Here is an 18,489-nt window from a genome sequence, read left to right as displayed (position 1 = left end):
CACAGATATTATAAATTTTATATTTATTTCAATTATTTAAGTCAAAAGGAAGTTTTCATGAAGCCAAAATTAACAATCTTACTTTTTAACATGCTAGCGCTTTCAATAAGTATTTCACCCACAGTTTATGCAAAATCAGTGGTTATTATTAATCCAAATGAGTTCCAACAAAGTCCCAATGGAAAGCCACTAGAACTCAATGTTCAAATGAAAAAAAGCACAATTTTTAATCCAAATCTTAAAAAAATTGATGAAGTTGAGCTTCGACAATATATTGATGGGAGCAGTCAAAATACAGAAAATAATTCTCTAGTTGGTCCCACTATTCGAATCCAACCGGGAGCATCTTTAAAAGTTCTACTAAATAATAAATTAGATAATGACGAATGCAAAAAACAAGATGATCACAACACCCCTCATTGTTTTAATAATACAAACCTACATACTCACGGTTTAGCTGTAAATCCGGGTTATTTTAAAAAACCTGACTCCAAAGATACCGGTATTGCAAGTGATAACGTCTTTATTAATATAAAGCCGAATACGTCACAACCATTTCAATTTGAAATTCCTAAAAACCATCCTGCAGGCACATTTTGGTATCATCCGCATCTACATGGTTCAACAGCACTACAAGTATCTAGTGGCATGGCTGGCACACTTATAGTTGAAGGAAATAGATTTCCAAAAATCGAAAATAATAATATTGTCCAAGTTGGTGATATTGATATTCTCTTGAAAGACGCAGATGAAAAAATCCTAATGTTTCAACAGATTCAATATAATGAGAATGGCAAAATTGATGATTATAATGAATTAAAAGATCCATCATCTTGGGCTAAATCATCACGTTATACATCAATTAATGGATTAGTCTTGGGTAAATTTGAAATGACCCAAAATAAATTTTCTCGTTGGAGAATGATTCATGGAGGAATTAGAGATACTCTTGGTTTAATTATCAAAGAGCTACCAAATTCAGCCGATTTTAGTGATGATAAAGTTATTCAACAATGCCGTGAATATGGTGAATTTATTGATAACAAAGAAAATAAGGACATTGAAAAAATAACGAGATTTAACCAACTCAAATCTATCAATTTTAACACCTTTGCCCATGACGGAATTACTATGGCAGAGACTCAACCAACTAAGCTATCAGTATTACAACCTGGTTATCGCCAAGATGCTTTAATCTCTTTCCCAACAGTAAATAAATATTGTGTTTTTGATACAAAACTGAATGATAAAAATGAAATTAATAAAAATATTTCTAATAAGTTGAAAGCACAACTATCTGAAAATCATGAACTATATGCAAAACTGATTAGTTGGGTTGATGTTAAAAAATCCACAGAACGTGAAATAAATATTCAAGCTTATTTAGCGAATCAAGCAAAACTGAAGAAATTACCTACTCAAATCATAAATCAAATTGCAAAAAATGACTTATCAGCTTTTGCACCATACAAATCCCTAGAAAATGAACAAGTAAAAAATGATAAGCAAGAATTGAATTTTAATATTAATACTAGCTCTAAACCTACTTTTGAAATTAGCAATAAAATCAATGATGATAAAAATAGTAAAGCATACACAGGTAAACAAGAAGATGTACGTTATCTAAATTTTAAAACTACGGATGATAGTAGCTACATCGACGAGTGGAATTTAACATCTACTCTAGGTGGACACCCATTTCATATTCATGTAAATCCATTCCAAATCCAAGAAATATTAAATGAGAAGAATGAGGATGTTTCCGGCAATCCCTCTAATGGAGGTCAATATGATGTTCAATTTAATAACCTGAAGCATGTATGGAAAGACACTATTTTTGTCCCTAAAGGATATACCGTCATAACACGTACCCAGTATGACAATAATCTTCTTGGCGATTTTGTTCTGCATTGTCACATTCTTGATCATGAAGACCAAGGAATGATGCAAGATGTACGTATTTGTGATCCAAATGAAAGCTTAGAGATGTGTAAAGCTAGACCTTTCGCAGGAGACACACCCAAAATTCAGCATTCTCATCACTAAAAAATGAGCCCTCAACTGAGGGCTTTCTCAAACAGCTTTTGTTCTATTAATCGAATCACAACCATGAATAGTCACAAACAAACCATGATAGTGCGCTGAACCCTATCATGGTCTCATATAAAATATTGATGCTTATGATGAAATATCGAGTATTTCCCATAAAGCGTATTATGCTAATTTTAGATAAATTGCTTAAACCTCAATATAAATTGACAAATTTAAAATCGCTTTGCTTTAGCATTTATTTATATTTGATTACCTTTGTATAGCAATAAAAAATTAGTAAAATTAGAGCATAATATTTATTAAACTTAATGGATTAAATAATATGAAAAATTTTATTTTAATGGGGTTATTGTCTATTGGTCTTAGTGGATGTATGAGTGCTACCCCAAATTATATAAATGGGAACTACTACTTAGCAGGAGACTCATCTTGTAAAGCAGGCAGACAAATCTCTAAGACTCGCATCATGTGTGTAAATAAAAAAGGCCAAGATACTGGATACAGAGATGCGATGACAGACCAACAGCTATACATGTATCAACAGAATCGGCAACTAGAGCTACAGATGTTAAATAGTCAACCTAGATCGACTAATACTACTTGTTATAACAATGGGTATGGAATGATTTCTTGTAACTCCAACTAAATTTTCAGCTTGTGACAAATTATCATTATAGATGAGCAACAATCTAAGTAAAAAGCTCCATTTAACATAATGGTGCTCGAAAAAGCCCTCAGTTGAGGGCTTTTTGATACAACTTAAATATAACAAATAATAGTGAAATCCATACGGGTAGCATCAATACCGACAGCATAAAACCCTGACTCCACATAATATAAAGAATGATTAACATAAAAGCCAAAACCACATAATTGGTGAATGGCGCAAATAACGCTGGAAATTTGGTCTTGACGCCCTGCTGTTTCATTGCTTTTCTGAATTTTAAATGAATTAAACTGATCATCATCCAATTCAATACTGCTGCTGCTACTACAATATAAATCAGGTAACTTAATGCTTTTTCAGGTACAAAGTAATTAAGCAGAACACAACCAAAAATAAGCAATGCTGAAAATAAAACAGCAGGAACAGGAGTTCCTTGTTTAGTAACGTACTTAAAAATTTGCGGTGCATTACCTTGCTCTGCCAAGCCTAGTAGCATACGACTATTGGCATACATACCACTATTACAAACAGATACTGATGCTGTCAAAATAATAAAATTAAGTAAATGTGCAGCCCAATCAATGCCCATTTGCTTAAAAATAAGTACAAATGGACTTTTATCTAGACCACCTAAATCTAATTGATTCCAAGGTACCAAAGACAAAAGAATAGCCAATGAACAGATGTAAAATAAAAAGATCCGAATAACTGTCTGATTCACCGCTTTAGGAATATTTTTTTCGGGATCTTCTGTTTCAGCAGCAGCCATCCCAATCAGCTCAATTCCACCAAAAGCAAACATCATAAAAGCCAACATATAAAATAGGCCTTCAAAGCCATGCGGGAAAAATCCACCATGTGCCCATAAGTTGCTAATAGAAGCCGTTGAGCCAACATCTGCCATCATTAGCAAATAGATACCAAAAATGATCATTGCAATAATTGCGAGGACTTTAATCATCGATAGCCAGAATTCAGACTCCGCATACAGCTTTACATTGGCTAAATTAGCAAAGGTCATCACAATAAAAAAGAACAATACAGATGTCCAAGCAGGAATATGAGGCCACCAATAATTGACATATTTCCCAATAGCCGTCAGCTCAGTCATTACCACCAAAATATATAAAACCCAATAATTCCAACCCGTCAAAAAGCCAGAAAATCGTCCCCAATATTTAAAAGCAAAATAACTGAACGAACCTGTAACGGGTTCATGTACAATCATTTCACCAAGTTGGCGCATAATCAAAAATGCAATCAAGCCACCAATCATGTAACCTAAAATGATAGATGGGCCAGCGGATTGAATAATATGTGCTGAACCTAAGAATAAGCCTGTGCCAATTGCACCGCCCATAGCAATCAATTGAATATGACGGTTCTTTAAACGGCGCTGAAGTTTAGGCGTCTCGCTACTCAAAACAGAATCTCATTGGATAAAACGTGAATTGTAGATGCTAAGCACCATATAACCTAGCCCATCAATGGAAATAATTTTAGATTTACATTTTGAGGATCTAATTTATCGTTAAATGAAGATAGAACAGTTGAAGTTGATGATAAATTCTTTCATCACAGTCAACATATCTCGATCTTAAAAACACGTAACTTACACCACTTCGCCCTATTGATATAGATATGGTTTATATATGCAATTAAAATATTAATGTGAAGGTCGATCAAACAGTTTAGGGTACGGAAAAGTTCATTGTTATATTTCCTTTCGACAAAGAATGTTTTACTTATAGGTCTGACTCGTATAATAAAACCAATTAAGTCAGCGTCACGATAAATACTCTGCCCTTTTTCGCCAAAATCTAAATCATCTATATTTTACTTATTAATTCTCATCTTTATAAAAACTCAGTATATTTTAAGAAAATCTATTTAAAAGAATTTCTCAAGAATATACATGAGGTCTGAAACCAATTAGATAATGAGTCAAAATACAACACAATATATTGTTTTATATAAATTTATTAATCAATGTTAATTCATGCTTGTATTATAAACAAATTAAAATCCACTTAATCTTTGATGGATTGGCATCGGTTGCATATGGTTGTATTTTCAATATCTTATAAAAATTAAAGGTTACATAGGATTGTAGTCATTTGTTTATTTAGCAGATCAAAAATAAATCCAATAGATTAGTCGTAGACATTATATAAAAATCATAAAGTAAATTCTTTCATGAGAAAATTACATGATTTGTAAACAAATTTACAATACATCATCCCTATCGTTATTCAAACTCGATATATTTATTAAGTACTTAAATATGTGAGCTATATGATGAACAATACATTTAAGATTTTTACCCTTATTTCTGGAATAGCATTCCTGAGCATGGCTACATTAGCATATGCTAGTGATGAAAAAGTACAAACTGTAGCAAAAGTTGATCTTAATAAATATTTAGGAACATGGCATGAAATTGCGCGTAAACCGCTATATTTTCAAAAAAAATGTGATTACAACGTAACTGCAAATTACTCGTTAAATGAAAATGGAACAGTTAAAGTTGATAATAAATGCTTTAACAAAGATGGAAAACTTCAGCAATCGATTGGTGAAGCATCAGTACAAAATAGCCCAGAAAATTCTAAACTAAAAGTGAGTTTTTTACCAAAAGCGCTTCGTTGGTTACCTCTCGGACGAGGTGATTATTGGATTTTAAAATTAGATGAAGACTATCAAGTTGCATTAGTCGGCACACCAAACAAAAAATACTTATGGTTATTGAGCAGATCCCCAACACTTGATCCAGCAATTGCTACCGAGTTCTTAAATCATGCTAAAAACCAAGGTTATAACTTAAGCGATTTGATTCACACAAAACATAAATAAATAATAAAGCCCTCAATGAGGGCTTTATTATTGCTGTTTAATTGTTAACTTAATTTTTTTAAAAATAAAGCGCGGTTTAAAACCCAATTAAAAGTATCCTAAAGAAACTGAGATTAATCCAATGGGCAATAACCCATCCAATCATTTTTAATCTTTTGTAATTCATCTCCAGCTAATTCTTCGTGATAATAAATACAATACGTAGTATCAGGATATTCAATAACATGTTTATAAAGCAAACCAACCAAAGATTTATAAATCACATCAGGAAAATCATCTTCATCCAAAGTGAGTTCATCAAATTCATAATTAAAATATACATTTTTCTTTGCTTCAAATGCTTCCATCACAACCACAACAAATCTTGATTCTAAAAAATGTAACTTATACCACTTGAGCCTATTGGTATAGAAATGATTTTTATATCTTTAAAATGATTCAACATATAAACACTAGGTTTTATCAAACAACGTACGCTCAACAAAACGTCTATTCACAAGCCCTTGTAAAACACGACCACTCGCCTTATTCCAAACATCAAATTGTGCAGATGCACCATGATAATCACCAACATTCAACTTTTTAAGTAAAGTAGAATTTCGAAATGCGCCTGCACCAATGTTATAAGTCAGCGAAACCAATGCATCGAACTGATTCTGATCAATTGATACTTTTACAGCTTGATCAACAGCATGTTCAAATTTTTTTAAATCATGTGACATATAAAATTTTGCTTGCTCAAGTGTACAAATATCACCTTTTCTAACCCTTGTACCACTTGGATAAACTATCGTACCGAAACCAATACTCCACACGCCTACGCTATCATCATAAGCAGATAACTGTAAGCCTTCAAATCGACAAATCATTTCAATCCCTTTAGGACTAATCATCATCGTATCTCTGGCAATCCCAATATTACGATCGGAGTCAGAAGCAGTCGTAACCGAAGAGTGCATCACATCTCGTGGTTTTCGTCCCAAGAAAGTATCACTAAATACTTCTAACAATTGTAAAATTGATTTCATTTAACACGCCTTCATTTTACATGAACCATAATTTTTAGATTTAGATAAAGCCCCAATCACTTTGAATAATCGATAAGTAATAAAAAAGCCCATCTTACGATGAGCCTAGCTTCTAAATCTAGAGAGACTTAGATAACTGTAATACCACTTGCTTGAGGGCCTTTTTTACCAGCTGTAACGGTAAATTGAACGCGTTGACCTTCATTTAAAACTTTGAAACCAGATGACTGGATTTCGCTGAAGTGTGCAAAAACGTCTTCACCGCTATCTGCAGCGATAAAACCAAAACCTTTAGTTTCATTAAACCATTTAACAGTACCAGTAGTGATATCTGACATACATTTCTCTCAAAAAAATTAAATAATAGTAGAAAATAACTTTTAAAATATAAACGTCTTATAGAACGATGGAGAAAATCAACAACGAAACAAAATCAGTAAACACGATAAAATTTATAATTCTAATATGATGCAGATAGAATAAACGATTTGAGTAAATATAGATAGAGTTTCACATTACTTATTGTATTTAAAATGATCACCATAGATCAATAAACAACCAAAAAATAAGAGTAGGTGTTATACGAATAACTCAATTAAAAGCCTACATCTGTAGGCTTTTATAACAACTTTAAATTCAACATGAACTTAATGCATTGAAATCTCTAGTTCTTCATCTTTCGCCATAAGTACAGATGCTAAAATTGGTACAGCCATAATTATAGGGAACATCAAAATCCATGCAACAACTGTAACTTCTTTCGAAAGCATAAAATGGATACCCAATGCAATCACCAACAAAGTCATAAACAGTAGAACTGCAAAACGGATGACAAAATTTTTCGGCATTATCTTCTCACTCAGGATCAAAGGCTTAGCCTGAGTATATACCTCATATTTTCATTTTTGTTATTTTATATGCATATATTTTAAGTTATTTTAGCACTTTCAAAAATTTAGAACCGCCAATTTGGCGGTTATATTTATTAATGTGGAACGACAGACCAAAGTACATAAAATTCTTGAATCTTTGGTTCTAAAAATTCATCATTATCATTATCATAAATAAAAAACTTTTCTTCTAAAATGTAAGCTGCGCCACGTTTAGCAAGATAATCTTTTAGGAATACTTTAAATTTATTTGCCTGTTCAGGGAATACTTGTTCTCCATCATAAAGAATCATAATAACCTCTCTTTTCAACGAGCTACTTGATAAATACATTCTAGTTTATTTGTGATTAAAAACAATTATATTTTTATTTATGTTACATAAATCACACTATCTTTATGATCTATTTTAAACCAATTAAAATTTAACAAATCAACTCCCCACTATATTCTTATTCCATGTTATGACTAATGAAATAACAATGATGGAGAATATATATGAGTTATCAAAATATCCTTGTTCCAATAGATGATTCTCCTATTTCCTATGCCGCTGTTGAGCATGCCGAAAAAATTGCTCAAGCCTTTGGAAGTCATATCACAATCTTGAGTGTGTTGGCTGTAGATCCTATGATTGGCGTAGATTTTTATAAAGTTGCACCATCTATTACTGAGTATATTCTTGCTGCTGAAAGAAATGCTAAAGGTCGCTTAGAGGATCTGCAACAAACATTATTGGGACATGGCATTCATGTAACGACTCGCATTGCACGAGATGTTTCAACGGCAACAGCTATTCTCAATATTGCAGATGAAATAAATACAGATTTGATTGTGATGGGTTCTCATGGTCGTACAGGGCTTAAAAAACTTGTTTTAGGAAGTGTTGCTCAAGAAGTTCTCAGCATCTGCCCTTTACCTGTGATGATTGTTAAACAATGAGTTATTTTCTCTTAAATTTATCAACCCTAAAATAAGCGTAGAAAGCTTTTTAGACGTTAATCCGCTGCTGTTAAATATCATCAACTATATTTTGGTTGATTCATACTTTTTAGTTAAAATCATTCTTGAAAAATGAATATCGAAATGAATCATTTTTTGAAAATTTATCCAACTACTTCACATTAATTTTCAAATAAATTTTGTACTCTATTTAGCTACTTTAATCATATCTTTTTATATGTTATGAATATAGGGAACAATAAACAAAGAGGTGAAATCATTATGACTTATCAGCATATTTTAGTCCCTGTAGACGGCTCAGACATCTCATTTTCGGCAGTAAAACATGCCGTTGGACTTGCTAAAGCCTTCAATTGTAAAATTACGGCAATTAGCGTCATTGCTGAAGATCCATTTTCAGGTGCAGATTTTTACTATACAGCTGGTATGCTTCAAGACTACTTCAAAGAAGCCTATAATAATGCACAGCAAGCACTCGAAAAAGTGAATGAAATTGCTACAGTTGAAGGTGTTAACATTGAAACTTCAATAAAAAAAGGCATGGTGTCTGCAGAAACTATTATTGATGCAGCTGAAGAATTAAATGTAGACCTGATTGTCATGGGTTCACATGGTCGTAAAGGCTTCCAAAAATGGTTACTTGGTAGCTTTGCACAAGATGTATTAAGCCAAACGACATTACCTGTATTTATTGTTAAAAAGTAAAATAATACGTTTAAAAATAAAAACCCCACATTTGATGGGGTTTTTTAATTTTCACAAACAATTCAAAATCATTGCTTTGTGATGAATTAGAGTAACTTAGTTTAACGCAATCACTTTGACCAAAATACTTTGTGACTCTTCGAAATCATCAAAAATTTGCTTACGAACTAACTCTTTAGATTTGACCTTAAAATCATGCTGCTGAAAGTGAATAACATCAGGAATTTGATCAAAATAGTGCTGATCAGCATCTAGACTTTCTTCAAAGAGTGGAGTACCCAATTGATATTCTCGACTTTTCAGCACAACATACTTCACTGTTGTTTTCATCAATTTAACTCCTTTTCATATTCGCTTTATTTTCATTTATAGCATTATTTTACTGATAAAAAATCCCCGATTTACTAATTTCGTATAGATTTTCCGCAATTAGTCTTTAAACGGCATCAACCAATACAATTCAATATCTAATAATTAAGTTTTGTACAAAATATAAATGAACCATTTTCTCTATCACTCAACATAAATAATTAGCCAAATTTAATAAAAACTTAATCGAGTGTCACACTTGAATAAAAAAATTAAAAATTTGAGGAATCTAATCACAAAGCATGATAAATAAAATTTATAGTTTAATTTCAAAAACTTAAATTAGAATAAAAATTTTAATTTAAAAAAAATACAAACACAAATGAATATTTCTAACACAAATTAAAGATAACCAGTTCTCACTTTATTCTTTTTATGATAAATTATTATGAATAAAAACTAAATGGTCATAACAATGAAATATTCAAGCATACTTATGCTAACAACTTTGTCACTAAGCAGCTTAACACTTACAGGATGTGTGGTACTCCCTGGTAAATGGTTTAAACCAACAACCAACGCTTTAAGTAACTCAATGAATCCTTCAGATACAGTTCGACGTACTGAAACATCAGGATCACCGCTTTGTGATTCTAATACTGTTTGCCCAGAATTTTCTGTAGATTGGAGAAGCTCACAGGGACAATACAACTTGTATTCAGATATTTTCCATATTAATCAGTATGATATTCAAAAAATCAACTTTAATATCGATGGTCAAAACTATAGCTACACCCCAACAACACCTTCAACTTATCGTAAGCTTCAAAACTCTAGCCTGATTGACTCAACTAATTACGTCACAGTTCCTCGTAGTTTTTTAACTATTTTAGCAAGAGGTAAAACTATCACCATGACCGTTAATACAAATCAAGGTGATGTGAGTGGTGCACTTTTAGATAGTAACCGTGAGTCTGGTGGTTATAAAGTCTTTATGCGTGGTTATAAACAATAATTGATACTATTTATTTCTCATTAATAAGAAAATAAAAAGTAGTATTCGTCAGAATGCTGCTTTTCTATTTCCTACCTATCTAAATGTTGACTTTTATTCATAATTCGACCACTAAAATAAGATTGGTTATTCCATTTTTATGCATTAAACGGTAAATTTAACAAGTTCAGTGCATTGTTATAACAATCAATAACAGTAAGATCCATGTTACTCAGGAAAATTTATGAAAATTCAGCTCGCATTTCTTTCATCTGTACTTTTATTAACGGCATGTGCTACTCCAAATTCTCTCAAAGTTGTGACAAAAGGCCCTTTAATCTGTGAAACCAACGAGGTTTGTCCTGAACTTGCAATGCGTTGGAATGAAGAAAAACGCGATGGTTTTAAAATTACTGCCGATATTAAAAATACTGAGCAATATAATATTCAACAGTTTGTATTTAATGTCGATGGTCAGCCTTATGCTTATTCAACGATTGCTGCAACAGAGAATAGTACACTTGAAAATGGTACAAAACTATCTTCAAATTATATTATTGTCCCAGTCAGTTTCTTAAACTCTTTCCGTAGTGGTAAAGAAATTTCATTGAAACTTATTACAGATAAAGGTGATATAGAGCGCCCAATTCTAAAAGCTGATGGTCAACAATCTTCTGCTTACTTAACCTTTATCAAAGGTTATTCTCAACACATTACACAACCATAAATCCGTTAAAATCTCAAAAAAAAACCAAACATAGCGTTTGGTTTTTTAATCAAATACAAATTGTGTTAAATCGGAGCAAATGGTGCAACCACATCGGCATTTTGCGCACGATGACGCATAAAATGATCCATCAACACAATCGCAAGCATCGCTTCAGCAATTGGCGTTGCACGCACCCCCACGCATGGATCATGACGACCTTTGGTCAATACATCAGTATCTTCCCGATTCATATTAATGGTTTTACCCGGCGTAGTAATACTTGCGGTTGGTTTAAGCGCAATGGCAATACGAATGGTCTGACCCGAAGAAATCCCACCTAAAATACCACCTGCATGATTGGCAAGGAATCCATCTGTCGTAAGTTCATCACGTGTTTCATGACCAAACTGCTCCGCAACCGCAAAACCATCGCCAATTTCAACGCCTTTCACCGCATTGATTGACATCATGGCATGGGCAATATCGGCATCTAAACGATCAAATACTGGCTCGCCCCAACCTACAGGAACTTGTTCAGCTAAGATTTCAAGTTTTGCACCACAGCTTGTGCCCTGTTCGCGCAACGAAGTCACTAGTGCTTCAAAACGAGGAACAGCATTGGCATCACCACAGAAAAATGGATTATTGGAAACTTCATTCCAATCCAAAACTTCAGCTTTCTCTGTACCAATCTGTGTCACATGACCACGAATTAAAATACCAAACTTTTCAGCTAAGTATTTTTTCGCAATGGCACCTGCAGCCACACGCATTGCTGTTTCACGTGCGCTTGAGCGACCACCACCACGGTAATCACGGAAACCATACTTCTGCGTATAGGTATAGTCGGCATGACCTGGGCGGAAAGTCTGAGCAATGTTGCCGTAATCTTTCGATTTTTGATCTGTATTACGAATCAATAAACCAATCGATGTACCTGTTGTTTTACCTTCAAATACACCTGAAATAATTTCGACTTCATCAGGCTCTTTGCGTTGCGTTGCAAATTTTGATGTACCTGGTTTTCGGCGATCTAAATCAATCTGTAAGTCTTCAGCAGACAAAGTCATGCCTGGTGGAACACCATCAACGATTGCCATTAAACCAACGCCGTGAGATTCTCCACAAGTCGTAACACGGAAAAGTTGCCCAATACTGTTACCTGCCATGCCTACAATTCCTTATGCTTGAATAGATTGAATAAATAAATCTCGGTATTGACGACATTGTGCTGCGGTCAGTGCAAAAATACCTGAACCACCGTTTTGAAATTTCAACCAATGGAAATCAATGGTATTGAAGTTCTGTTTCATTGCCCATTCAGAATTACCGACCTCAATGACAATTAAGCCATCTTCTGTTAGGTAGTCTGCTGCTTGAGCTAACATTTTACGCACAAGATCTAAACCATCTTGACCCGCTGCTAAAGCAAGCTCAGGCTCATGATGAAATTCTTCAGGTAGGTCTGCCATATCTTCCGCATCTACATACGGTGGATTTGATACGATCAAATCATATTGATTTTCAGCAGGAATTTTGTCAAATAAGTCTGATTCAAGCAAAGCCACTTGATACTGTTTGTCGTGATGTTCTGCATTGATTGAAGCAACTTCTAAAGCCTCTTTAGAAATATCGGTTGCATCAACATCAGCATCTGGGTATGCATACGCCAAAGCAATCGCAATACAACCTGAACCAGTACACATATCTAAAATACGCTGTGGTTTCTTAGGTTGTGGATTTTCAGGTAAATTATTTAAGGCTTCACGCACTTGATCATTTTCATCTAAGCAATATGACGCGAAACGTTGATTGATCAACTCTGCAATTGGTGAACGAGGAATTAGCACACGCTCATCGACATAATAAGGTTTGTCACAGAAATAAGCCAAGTTCAACAAGTATGACGTTGGTACTTTTTCATTGATACGGCGTTCAAGTAACGCAAGAAATTCAGCTTTTTCACTTGGTAATAATTTAGCATCAAAAATTTCAGCATCTGCCTTCCATTCAAGCGACAAGGTCTGTAAAACCAAGGCTGAACTTTCTGCAAAATAATCTTCAGTCCCCTGACCCAAGTGTGCATCGTATTGACGTAGTGCTGTCACACCAAAGCGAATAAAGTCACGAATGGTCGTTAAATTTTCAGCAGCTTCCTGTAAATGTTCAGGGCTAATAGTCGGTCGATCCACTTAAGGCGTCTCCAAGGGTAAATTTTTAAACGCCTTATGATACCTTGTTTTGATGACTTTTATAATGCTTTGCCCATGCTCAATTTAGAAATTATTTCAATCGGTACAATTGTTTTTCAAGTAAATCTGCTCGAGTTACGGTCATTTTAATTGCACAATTTAAAAAATAAGTCTTTCGTTCAATGGAGTCTGAACTAGTTTCTTTACGACAATTGGTTGCGCGTAATTTTTTCCATTGTTTATTTGCTGCTTTTTGACTTTTCTTTTCCGCATCACCATAAAGTGCTAAAGAGGCCTTAAAATTATCTTGAGCGCGCTTATGTTGATAACGATATTCAGCATTCATACAACTCGTAACAGCACTTGTTGCAATGCCTGCACTATTCATACATGCAGCATAGTTAGCGCTATACCCCATAGCTTGAATTTGCATGGGTAATATACAGACCGCTACCAACACGGCGAGTGCTTTAAATTTCCCCAAAATTTGTACGTTCATTTCATCCCCAATTTTTATGCTTTAAATCATTTCTAAATTTTACGCTGTTTCTTTAAATCCATTTAAGATCAAGAAACTGACTTTTTACGTCTATTCATTCTATGCAAAAATATCATAGAACAATAGTCTGTATCTTTCACAATCTCTATCTTTCAGCGCTTAAATTTATCCCTTAAACACAATTTAATGTATGCTTCTGTTCAACCTTGATAATAAAGTTAGATATTGAGTCAACAATGCTAGAAATGATCAACATCCTATTTCCATCAATTGCCTTGATTGGTCTAGGATTTTATTTATTTCATTCTCGTATGCTCGATGAAAAATTTTGGAATGGTGCAGAAAAGCTCAATTACTATATTTTATTTCCATCGTTATTATTTAGCTCTCTTGCACATGCCGATATCAATATGGGGCATCTCGACTCCATATTCATCGTTATTTTTTCAATGATGGCTATTGTGATTGGTAGTGTTTATGCATTTGCATTCATCAAGAAAAGCCCTGTTGCAGAAATAGGCGTATATATTCAAAGTTTGATTCGTTTCAATACTTATATTGGTTTATCGATAGCTGCTACTTTAAATAACCCTGAAATTAAAAGTATTTTAGTCAATATCTTGGCAATTGCCATTCCATTCGTCAACGTTGTTTCAATATTATCATTAACACCTAAAAACCAACTTAAGATTAAAAATATCTTTTTATCTTTAATCAAAAATCCGCTGATTAGTTCATGTTTACTCGGTATTACATTTAATGTTCTAAATATTCCAATTTGGAATGGATTTACAAGTTTACTCAATGCCTTTTCAAATAGTAGTTTGATGCTTGGTTTACTTTGTGTCGGAACTGCAATTCAGCTTAAAGGCATGAAGGAATATTTAGCTCAATCACTGATGATTAGTTTTTTAAGACTCCTTCTCATTCCATGTATCGCATGGTTATTGATTCAATTATTTAATTTAAATGATGAAGCCATTGTTGCCATTATGATTTTCTTTGCTATTCCCACAGCCTCTTCAGCTTATATTCTAACAAAGCTATTAAAAGGTAATTATCAACTCATGGCATCTGTGATTAGCCTGCAAACGATTCTATCTATTTTTAGTTTGGCACTCATTTTGTCATTATTACATCAGCCTTAATATCCTTTTTTATCTGATATTATCAGCAATCATTTTTACTTATATAATACGCTTTTCTAACCGCAAAAAAAGGAACAAAAACATTAAACAAGATCAGAAAAAATATTGAAATACCGAAATTTAAACCAAGATCATGACTCATAATAAGAAAAGAAATATTTATTAAAAAACTAGAAATCATCACCAAGAACAATGAAAAATTATATTGGTATTTTTGCTTTGCCATTTTGAATGAAGCATTAGACAAATAAGTACAGATAAGAAAAATAAGCAAATCATATTTTAAATATAAACGATTTTCTATGATCAGAAGCACGCTTACATTTAGTATTTAAAAACCCTGAATAAATCAGAGTTTTTAAATCAAAACACTATACACAACATTAAATTATTCACTCAATGCTGTTTCAATAAAGTGTAAATGGTCGACACCCCAAAACATCTCATCACCAACAAACCATGTTGGCGCACCAAATACACCACGTTGAATGGCTTCTTCCGTAACTTTTTTAAGCTGTGCTTTTACACCTTCATCATTGAGCCATGCTTGAACCTGTTCCACATTCAAACCCAACGAAGTCATGACTTGTATCAATTCATTCATATCATTTAAGTTTTTTGGCTCGCCAAACATCGCATTAAATAAACCCGCCAAAATACGCACAAAATCTTCAGGTTGATGTAATTGTACAGCAGTAATTAAGCGCATTAACTGTAATGTATTGATCGGAAAATATGGGTTCATTTGTACGGGAATATGCCAATACTTTGCCCAACGTGCCATATCTTTCATTGAATATGCTGCTTTCGCAGGTACCATCATCGGGCTATTATTCCCTGTGGCTTTGAATACACCGCCCAATAACATCGGTTTCCAAATTACTTCTGCCTGATGCTGTTGTGCAATTTTTTGAATTTGAAAAAATCCTAAATAGCTATAAGGGCTGCCTAAATCAAAATAAAATTCAACCTGTTTCATTCTTTATACATTCCTTGTGTGATTAATATTTGCCGAATTGTTTTAAATATTATAAAACTTACTTTTAATTAGTAACTATATTTTAAGTATTTAAACAATTTACCTTTTACAATTACCACTTTTCCATCCAAGGACGTAAATCTAATTCATGTGTCCATGCATCACGCGGCTGTTGCGCCAAATGCCAATAGTTTTCCGCAATATGTTCAGGGTTCAAAATACCGTCTTGATCTTTTTTCTCATACATTGTAGGAAAAGTATTTTTAATAAAATCAGTATCAATTGCACCATCGACTACCACATGCGCTACATGAATATTTCGAGGACCCAATTCACGTGCCATACTTTGTGCCAATGCGCGTAGTGCATGTTTTGCACCCGCAAATGAAGCAAAATAAGCACTACCACGTATTCCTGCTGTCGCACCTGTAAAAATAATCGTGCCTCGTTCACGAGTAACCATCCGCTTCGCAACTTCGCGACCCGTTAGAAAAGCCGCAAAGCATGCCATTTCCCAAATTTTAAAATACTTACGCGCAGTTTCTTCTAAAATACTACATGGCACATTCGCACCAATATTGAAAACTAAAACATCAATTTCACCAATATTCGCTTATATGTTTTCAATCAACACCATCACATCTTCTTCTTTACGTGCATCAGATGCGAAACCATATGCCTGTCCACCAGCTTGCTTAATTTCAGCAATTAAAGGTTGTAGTTTTTCTACACTTCGCCGTGTCATACAACTGATATACCCTCCTTGAGCAAAGCGTTTGGCAATTGCACCACCTGTCGCATCTCCTGCGCCAATCACTAAAGCCACTTTCTTTCCTTCAGAATTACTGGTCTTAAATTCAAAATTTTTCAGTAATGTATCTTCTGATGATGACAGATCATTTATATCACTCATTATTCTTCCTTTTTGAATGCTTATTGGATAACGATCGTTACTATAACGATGACTATGTTATAATTTTGACAAGAGGTCAAGTATAAAGAATCACCATAATTGTCATCATATTTTCAAAGGCGAATACTTTATGCGCTATAAAACAGGCTATAAAGAACAAAGAAGAAAAGAATTACTGCATATTAGTGGGCAAATTGCCAAAAAAAATGGCTTTGCTGCTACTGGTATCGATGCTTTTATGAAAGCATCTGGTGTTACAAGTGGCGCATTCTATTCACATTTTTCATCCAAAAATGACCTATTTAAAGCCTTACTTGAAAATGAACTACAAAACAGTATTCAAATGTGGCAAGACAACCCTTTTGAAGATGCTGAACAATGGATTGAATTTGAGCTGAATCGCTATTTATCGCTTTCCCATGTTGAACGTCCTGCCTATGGCTGTGTATTACCTGCGCTTGCAAGTGAGGTTGCTCGTTCAGACCTGCAACTGAAACAAACGTATCAAGCTGAATTAATGCGTGGTCAGCAAATTTTTAAGCATCATTTAGGCAGTGAAGAAAAAGCATGGGCTGTTTTGTGTCAATTGATTGGAGCAATTATAATGGCTCGAAGTATTGCCGATGAGAATCTTAAACAGACGATTTTAACCTCAAGTAAAGCATTAATTTTATCTTGTCTCGAAACTGTTGCTTAATGCAGGTATTCAATCTTTTTCACGGCCTGACCTAGAATTGCTTAAAATCATGCATTTTCCACGTTTTTTAGATTTAAATTTCAGCATAATTAAGCTACATTAAAGCGTCAAATTTAGCCTAATGCGTTCAAAACCATGATCTCCCTTCCAACAGATTTCCCTAAAACCGTTTACGCGATTCAACATTTGGCTTTTGAAGATCTAGGCAGTTTTGAAGATACGCTATACCAAGCGGGGTTTCGAGTTCGTTATTTTGAAGCAGGTGTCGATGACTTAAAACAAGCTTTTGAATATACAGGTTTAGTTATTATTTTAGGTGGACCGATTGGTGTTTATGAAACAGAAGATTATCCTTTTCTAAACGATGAAATTATTCATCTGCAGCAACGTTTAGAAAAAAAACTACCTACTTTTGGCATTTGTTTAGGCGCTCAACTGATTGCCCATGCAAGTGGCGCTAAAGTTTATCCGGGGCATCAAAAAGAAATTGGTTGGTCTAAATTACAATTAGCTGATGTTGATAATAATCCATTACAATCTTTAAATGACATTAAAGTACTACATTGGCATGGTGATACTTTTGATCTTCCTAATCAAGCAACATTACTTGCAAGTTCAGACATTTACCCGCATCAAGCTTTTAGTATTGGTACTCATGTTTTAGCAGTTCAATTTCACCCAGAAGTACTCAATGATAGCTTAGAAAAATGGCTGATTGGACATACAGCTGAATTACGCAAAGCTAAAATTGATATTCCTGTTTTACGTGAATATAATCAAAAATTTGCACCTACACTTGAACAAGTTGCTTCAGAAGTCCTACAAAATTTCATGCAAAAATTGATTTAATTAGTATTTTGTCAAAATATTTTTTAATTTAATCCATTACTTAT

The 18,489-nt window shown here is 33.7% G+C and carries 20 protein-coding genes and 1 pseudogene; 9 read left to right on the top strand and 12 right to left on the bottom strand.

Features of this window, described 5'->3' with window-relative positions:
• Nucleotides 1-57: 57 nt before the first annotated feature.
• Nucleotides 58-2,046 (top strand): multicopper oxidase family protein, encoded by a 1,989-nt coding sequence (locus FW754_RS09935; protein ID WP_446324551.1) that lies wholly within the window; start codon nucleotides 58-60, stop codon nucleotides 2,044-2,046.
• A 740-nt stretch (nucleotides 2,047-2,786) separates the two neighbouring features.
• Here FW754_RS09935 and FW754_RS09930 read toward each other — a convergent pair.
• Nucleotides 2,787-4,142, bottom strand: a complete 1,356-nt coding sequence (locus FW754_RS09930; protein WP_446324550.1) for an amino acid permease — start codon at nucleotides 4,140-4,142, stop codon at nucleotides 2,787-2,789.
• 875 nt (nucleotides 4,143-5,017) lie between these two features.
• On the opposite strand from FW754_RS09930, the gene FW754_RS09925 reads away from it, so the two are divergent.
• The gene (locus FW754_RS09925) at nucleotides 5,018-5,572 is read left to right on the top strand and encodes a lipocalin family protein (protein ID WP_446324598.1); all 555 of its coding nucleotides are present in this window, start codon (nucleotides 5,018-5,020) and stop codon (nucleotides 5,570-5,572) included.
• A 113-nt stretch (nucleotides 5,573-5,685) separates the two neighbouring features.
• On the opposite strand, the gene FW754_RS09920 is transcribed toward FW754_RS09925, so the two are convergent.
• From FW754_RS09920 to FW754_RS09900, 5 genes are all read right to left on the bottom strand, one after another.
• On the bottom strand, nucleotides 5,686-5,919 hold the full coding sequence (locus FW754_RS09920) for a hypothetical protein (RefSeq protein WP_419349266.1): 234 nt from the start codon (nucleotides 5,917-5,919) through the stop codon (nucleotides 5,686-5,688).
• Nucleotides 5,920-6,024: 105 nt separating this feature from the next.
• Entirely contained in the window at nucleotides 6,025-6,600 is a 576-nt protein-coding gene (locus FW754_RS09915; protein ID WP_446324549.1) for a lysozyme, read from the bottom strand.
• A gap of 128 nt (nucleotides 6,601-6,728) precedes the next feature.
• On the bottom strand, nucleotides 6,729-6,938 hold the full coding sequence (locus FW754_RS09910; protein ID WP_409510126.1) for a cold-shock protein: 210 nt from the start codon (nucleotides 6,936-6,938) through the stop codon (nucleotides 6,729-6,731).
• 309 nt (nucleotides 6,939-7,247) lie between these two features.
• Complete coding sequence (locus FW754_RS09905) at nucleotides 7,248-7,448, bottom strand: hypothetical protein (RefSeq protein WP_409510127.1); 201 nt, start codon at nucleotides 7,446-7,448, stop codon at nucleotides 7,248-7,250.
• Nucleotides 7,449-7,585: 137 nt separating this feature from the next.
• Nucleotides 7,586-7,783 carry a hypothetical protein gene (locus tag FW754_RS09900; protein WP_409510128.1) on the bottom strand — a complete coding sequence of 66 codons (198 nt, stop codon included), beginning with the start codon at nucleotides 7,781-7,783 and terminating at the stop codon, nucleotides 7,586-7,588.
• Between the two features lie 203 nt (nucleotides 7,784-7,986).
• Here FW754_RS09900 and FW754_RS09895 point away from each other — a divergent pair, with 203 nt between their 5' ends.
• A complete protein-coding gene (locus FW754_RS09895; protein ID WP_409510129.1) occupies nucleotides 7,987-8,430 on the top strand; it encodes a universal stress protein in 444 nt (147 codons plus the stop codon).
• A gap of 282 nt (nucleotides 8,431-8,712) precedes the next feature.
• Nucleotides 8,713-9,156 carry a universal stress protein gene (locus FW754_RS09890; RefSeq protein WP_446324548.1) on the top strand — a complete coding sequence of 148 codons (444 nt, stop codon included), beginning with the start codon at nucleotides 8,713-8,715 and terminating at the stop codon, nucleotides 9,154-9,156.
• A 96-nt stretch (nucleotides 9,157-9,252) separates the two neighbouring features.
• On the opposite strand, the gene FW754_RS09885 is transcribed toward FW754_RS09890, so the two are convergent.
• Entirely contained in the window at nucleotides 9,253-9,486 is a 234-nt protein-coding gene (locus tag FW754_RS09885; protein ID WP_446324547.1) for a hypothetical protein, read from the bottom strand.
• A gap of 454 nt (nucleotides 9,487-9,940) precedes the next feature.
• On the opposite strand from FW754_RS09885, the gene FW754_RS09880 reads away from it, so the two are divergent.
• Together FW754_RS09880 and FW754_RS09875 are read left to right on the top strand one after the other, a co-directional pair.
• Nucleotides 9,941-10,480 carry a hypothetical protein gene (locus tag FW754_RS09880; RefSeq protein ID WP_446324546.1) on the top strand — a complete coding sequence of 180 codons (540 nt, stop codon included), beginning with the start codon at nucleotides 9,941-9,943 and terminating at the stop codon, nucleotides 10,478-10,480.
• 223 nt (nucleotides 10,481-10,703) lie between these two features.
• On the top strand, nucleotides 10,704-11,186 hold the full coding sequence (locus FW754_RS09875) for a hypothetical protein (RefSeq protein WP_409510133.1): 483 nt from the start codon (nucleotides 10,704-10,706) through the stop codon (nucleotides 11,184-11,186).
• A 65-nt stretch (nucleotides 11,187-11,251) separates the two neighbouring features.
• Here the strand turns inward: FW754_RS09875 and aroC are convergent, their stop codons facing one another.
• The 3 genes from aroC to FW754_RS09860 all read right to left on the bottom strand — a co-directional run bounded on the left by aroC (nucleotide 11,252) and on the right by FW754_RS09860 (nucleotide 13,859).
• Nucleotides 11,252-12,337, bottom strand: coding sequence for a chorismate synthase (aroC, locus tag FW754_RS09870; protein WP_446324545.1), 1,086 nt, complete (start codon nucleotides 12,335-12,337; stop codon nucleotides 11,252-11,254).
• Nucleotides 12,338-12,349: 12 nt separating this feature from the next.
• Entirely contained in the window at nucleotides 12,350-13,360 is a 1,011-nt protein-coding gene (prmB, locus tag FW754_RS09865) for a 50S ribosomal protein L3 N(5)-glutamine methyltransferase (protein WP_446324544.1), read from the bottom strand.
• Between the two features lie 91 nt (nucleotides 13,361-13,451).
• Nucleotides 13,452-13,859: a lysozyme inhibitor LprI family protein gene (locus FW754_RS09860; RefSeq protein ID WP_419349255.1), complete on the bottom strand. Its 408-nt coding sequence runs from the start codon at nucleotides 13,857-13,859 to the stop codon at nucleotides 13,452-13,454.
• 236 nt (nucleotides 13,860-14,095) lie between these two features.
• Here FW754_RS09860 and FW754_RS09855 point away from each other — a divergent pair, with 236 nt between their 5' ends.
• The gene (locus FW754_RS09855) at nucleotides 14,096-15,007 is read left to right on the top strand and encodes an AEC family transporter (protein ID WP_446324543.1); all 912 of its coding nucleotides are present in this window, start codon (nucleotides 14,096-14,098) and stop codon (nucleotides 15,005-15,007) included.
• 388 nt (nucleotides 15,008-15,395) lie between these two features.
• On the opposite strand, the gene FW754_RS09850 is transcribed toward FW754_RS09855, so the two are convergent.
• Both FW754_RS09850 and FW754_RS09845 read right to left on the bottom strand, forming a co-directional pair.
• The gene (locus FW754_RS09850; RefSeq protein ID WP_446324542.1) at nucleotides 15,396-15,986 is read right to left on the bottom strand and encodes a DsbA family protein; all 591 of its coding nucleotides are present in this window, start codon (nucleotides 15,984-15,986) and stop codon (nucleotides 15,396-15,398) included.
• Nucleotides 15,987-16,098: 112 nt separating this feature from the next.
• Nucleotides 16,099-16,857 (bottom strand): annotated as a pseudogene (locus FW754_RS09845) (SDR family oxidoreductase).
• A gap of 172 nt (nucleotides 16,858-17,029) precedes the next feature.
• On the opposite strand from FW754_RS09845, the gene FW754_RS09840 reads away from it, so the two are divergent.
• Together FW754_RS09840 and FW754_RS09835 are read left to right on the top strand one after the other, a co-directional pair.
• On the top strand, nucleotides 17,030-17,596 hold the full coding sequence (locus FW754_RS09840) for a TetR/AcrR family transcriptional regulator (RefSeq protein WP_446324541.1): 567 nt from the start codon (nucleotides 17,030-17,032) through the stop codon (nucleotides 17,594-17,596).
• 135 nt (nucleotides 17,597-17,731) lie between these two features.
• Nucleotides 17,732-18,445 carry a glutamine amidotransferase gene (locus FW754_RS09835; RefSeq protein ID WP_446324540.1) on the top strand — a complete coding sequence of 238 codons (714 nt, stop codon included), beginning with the start codon at nucleotides 17,732-17,734 and terminating at the stop codon, nucleotides 18,443-18,445.
• The last annotated feature ends 44 nt before the right edge of the window (nucleotides 18,446-18,489 follow it).

This window comes from Acinetobacter sp. 1207_04 (assembly GCF_052850415.1).
The sequence above is the reverse complement of the archived record's forward strand: the minus strand, read 5'-3'. Positions and strand labels throughout refer to the sequence as shown.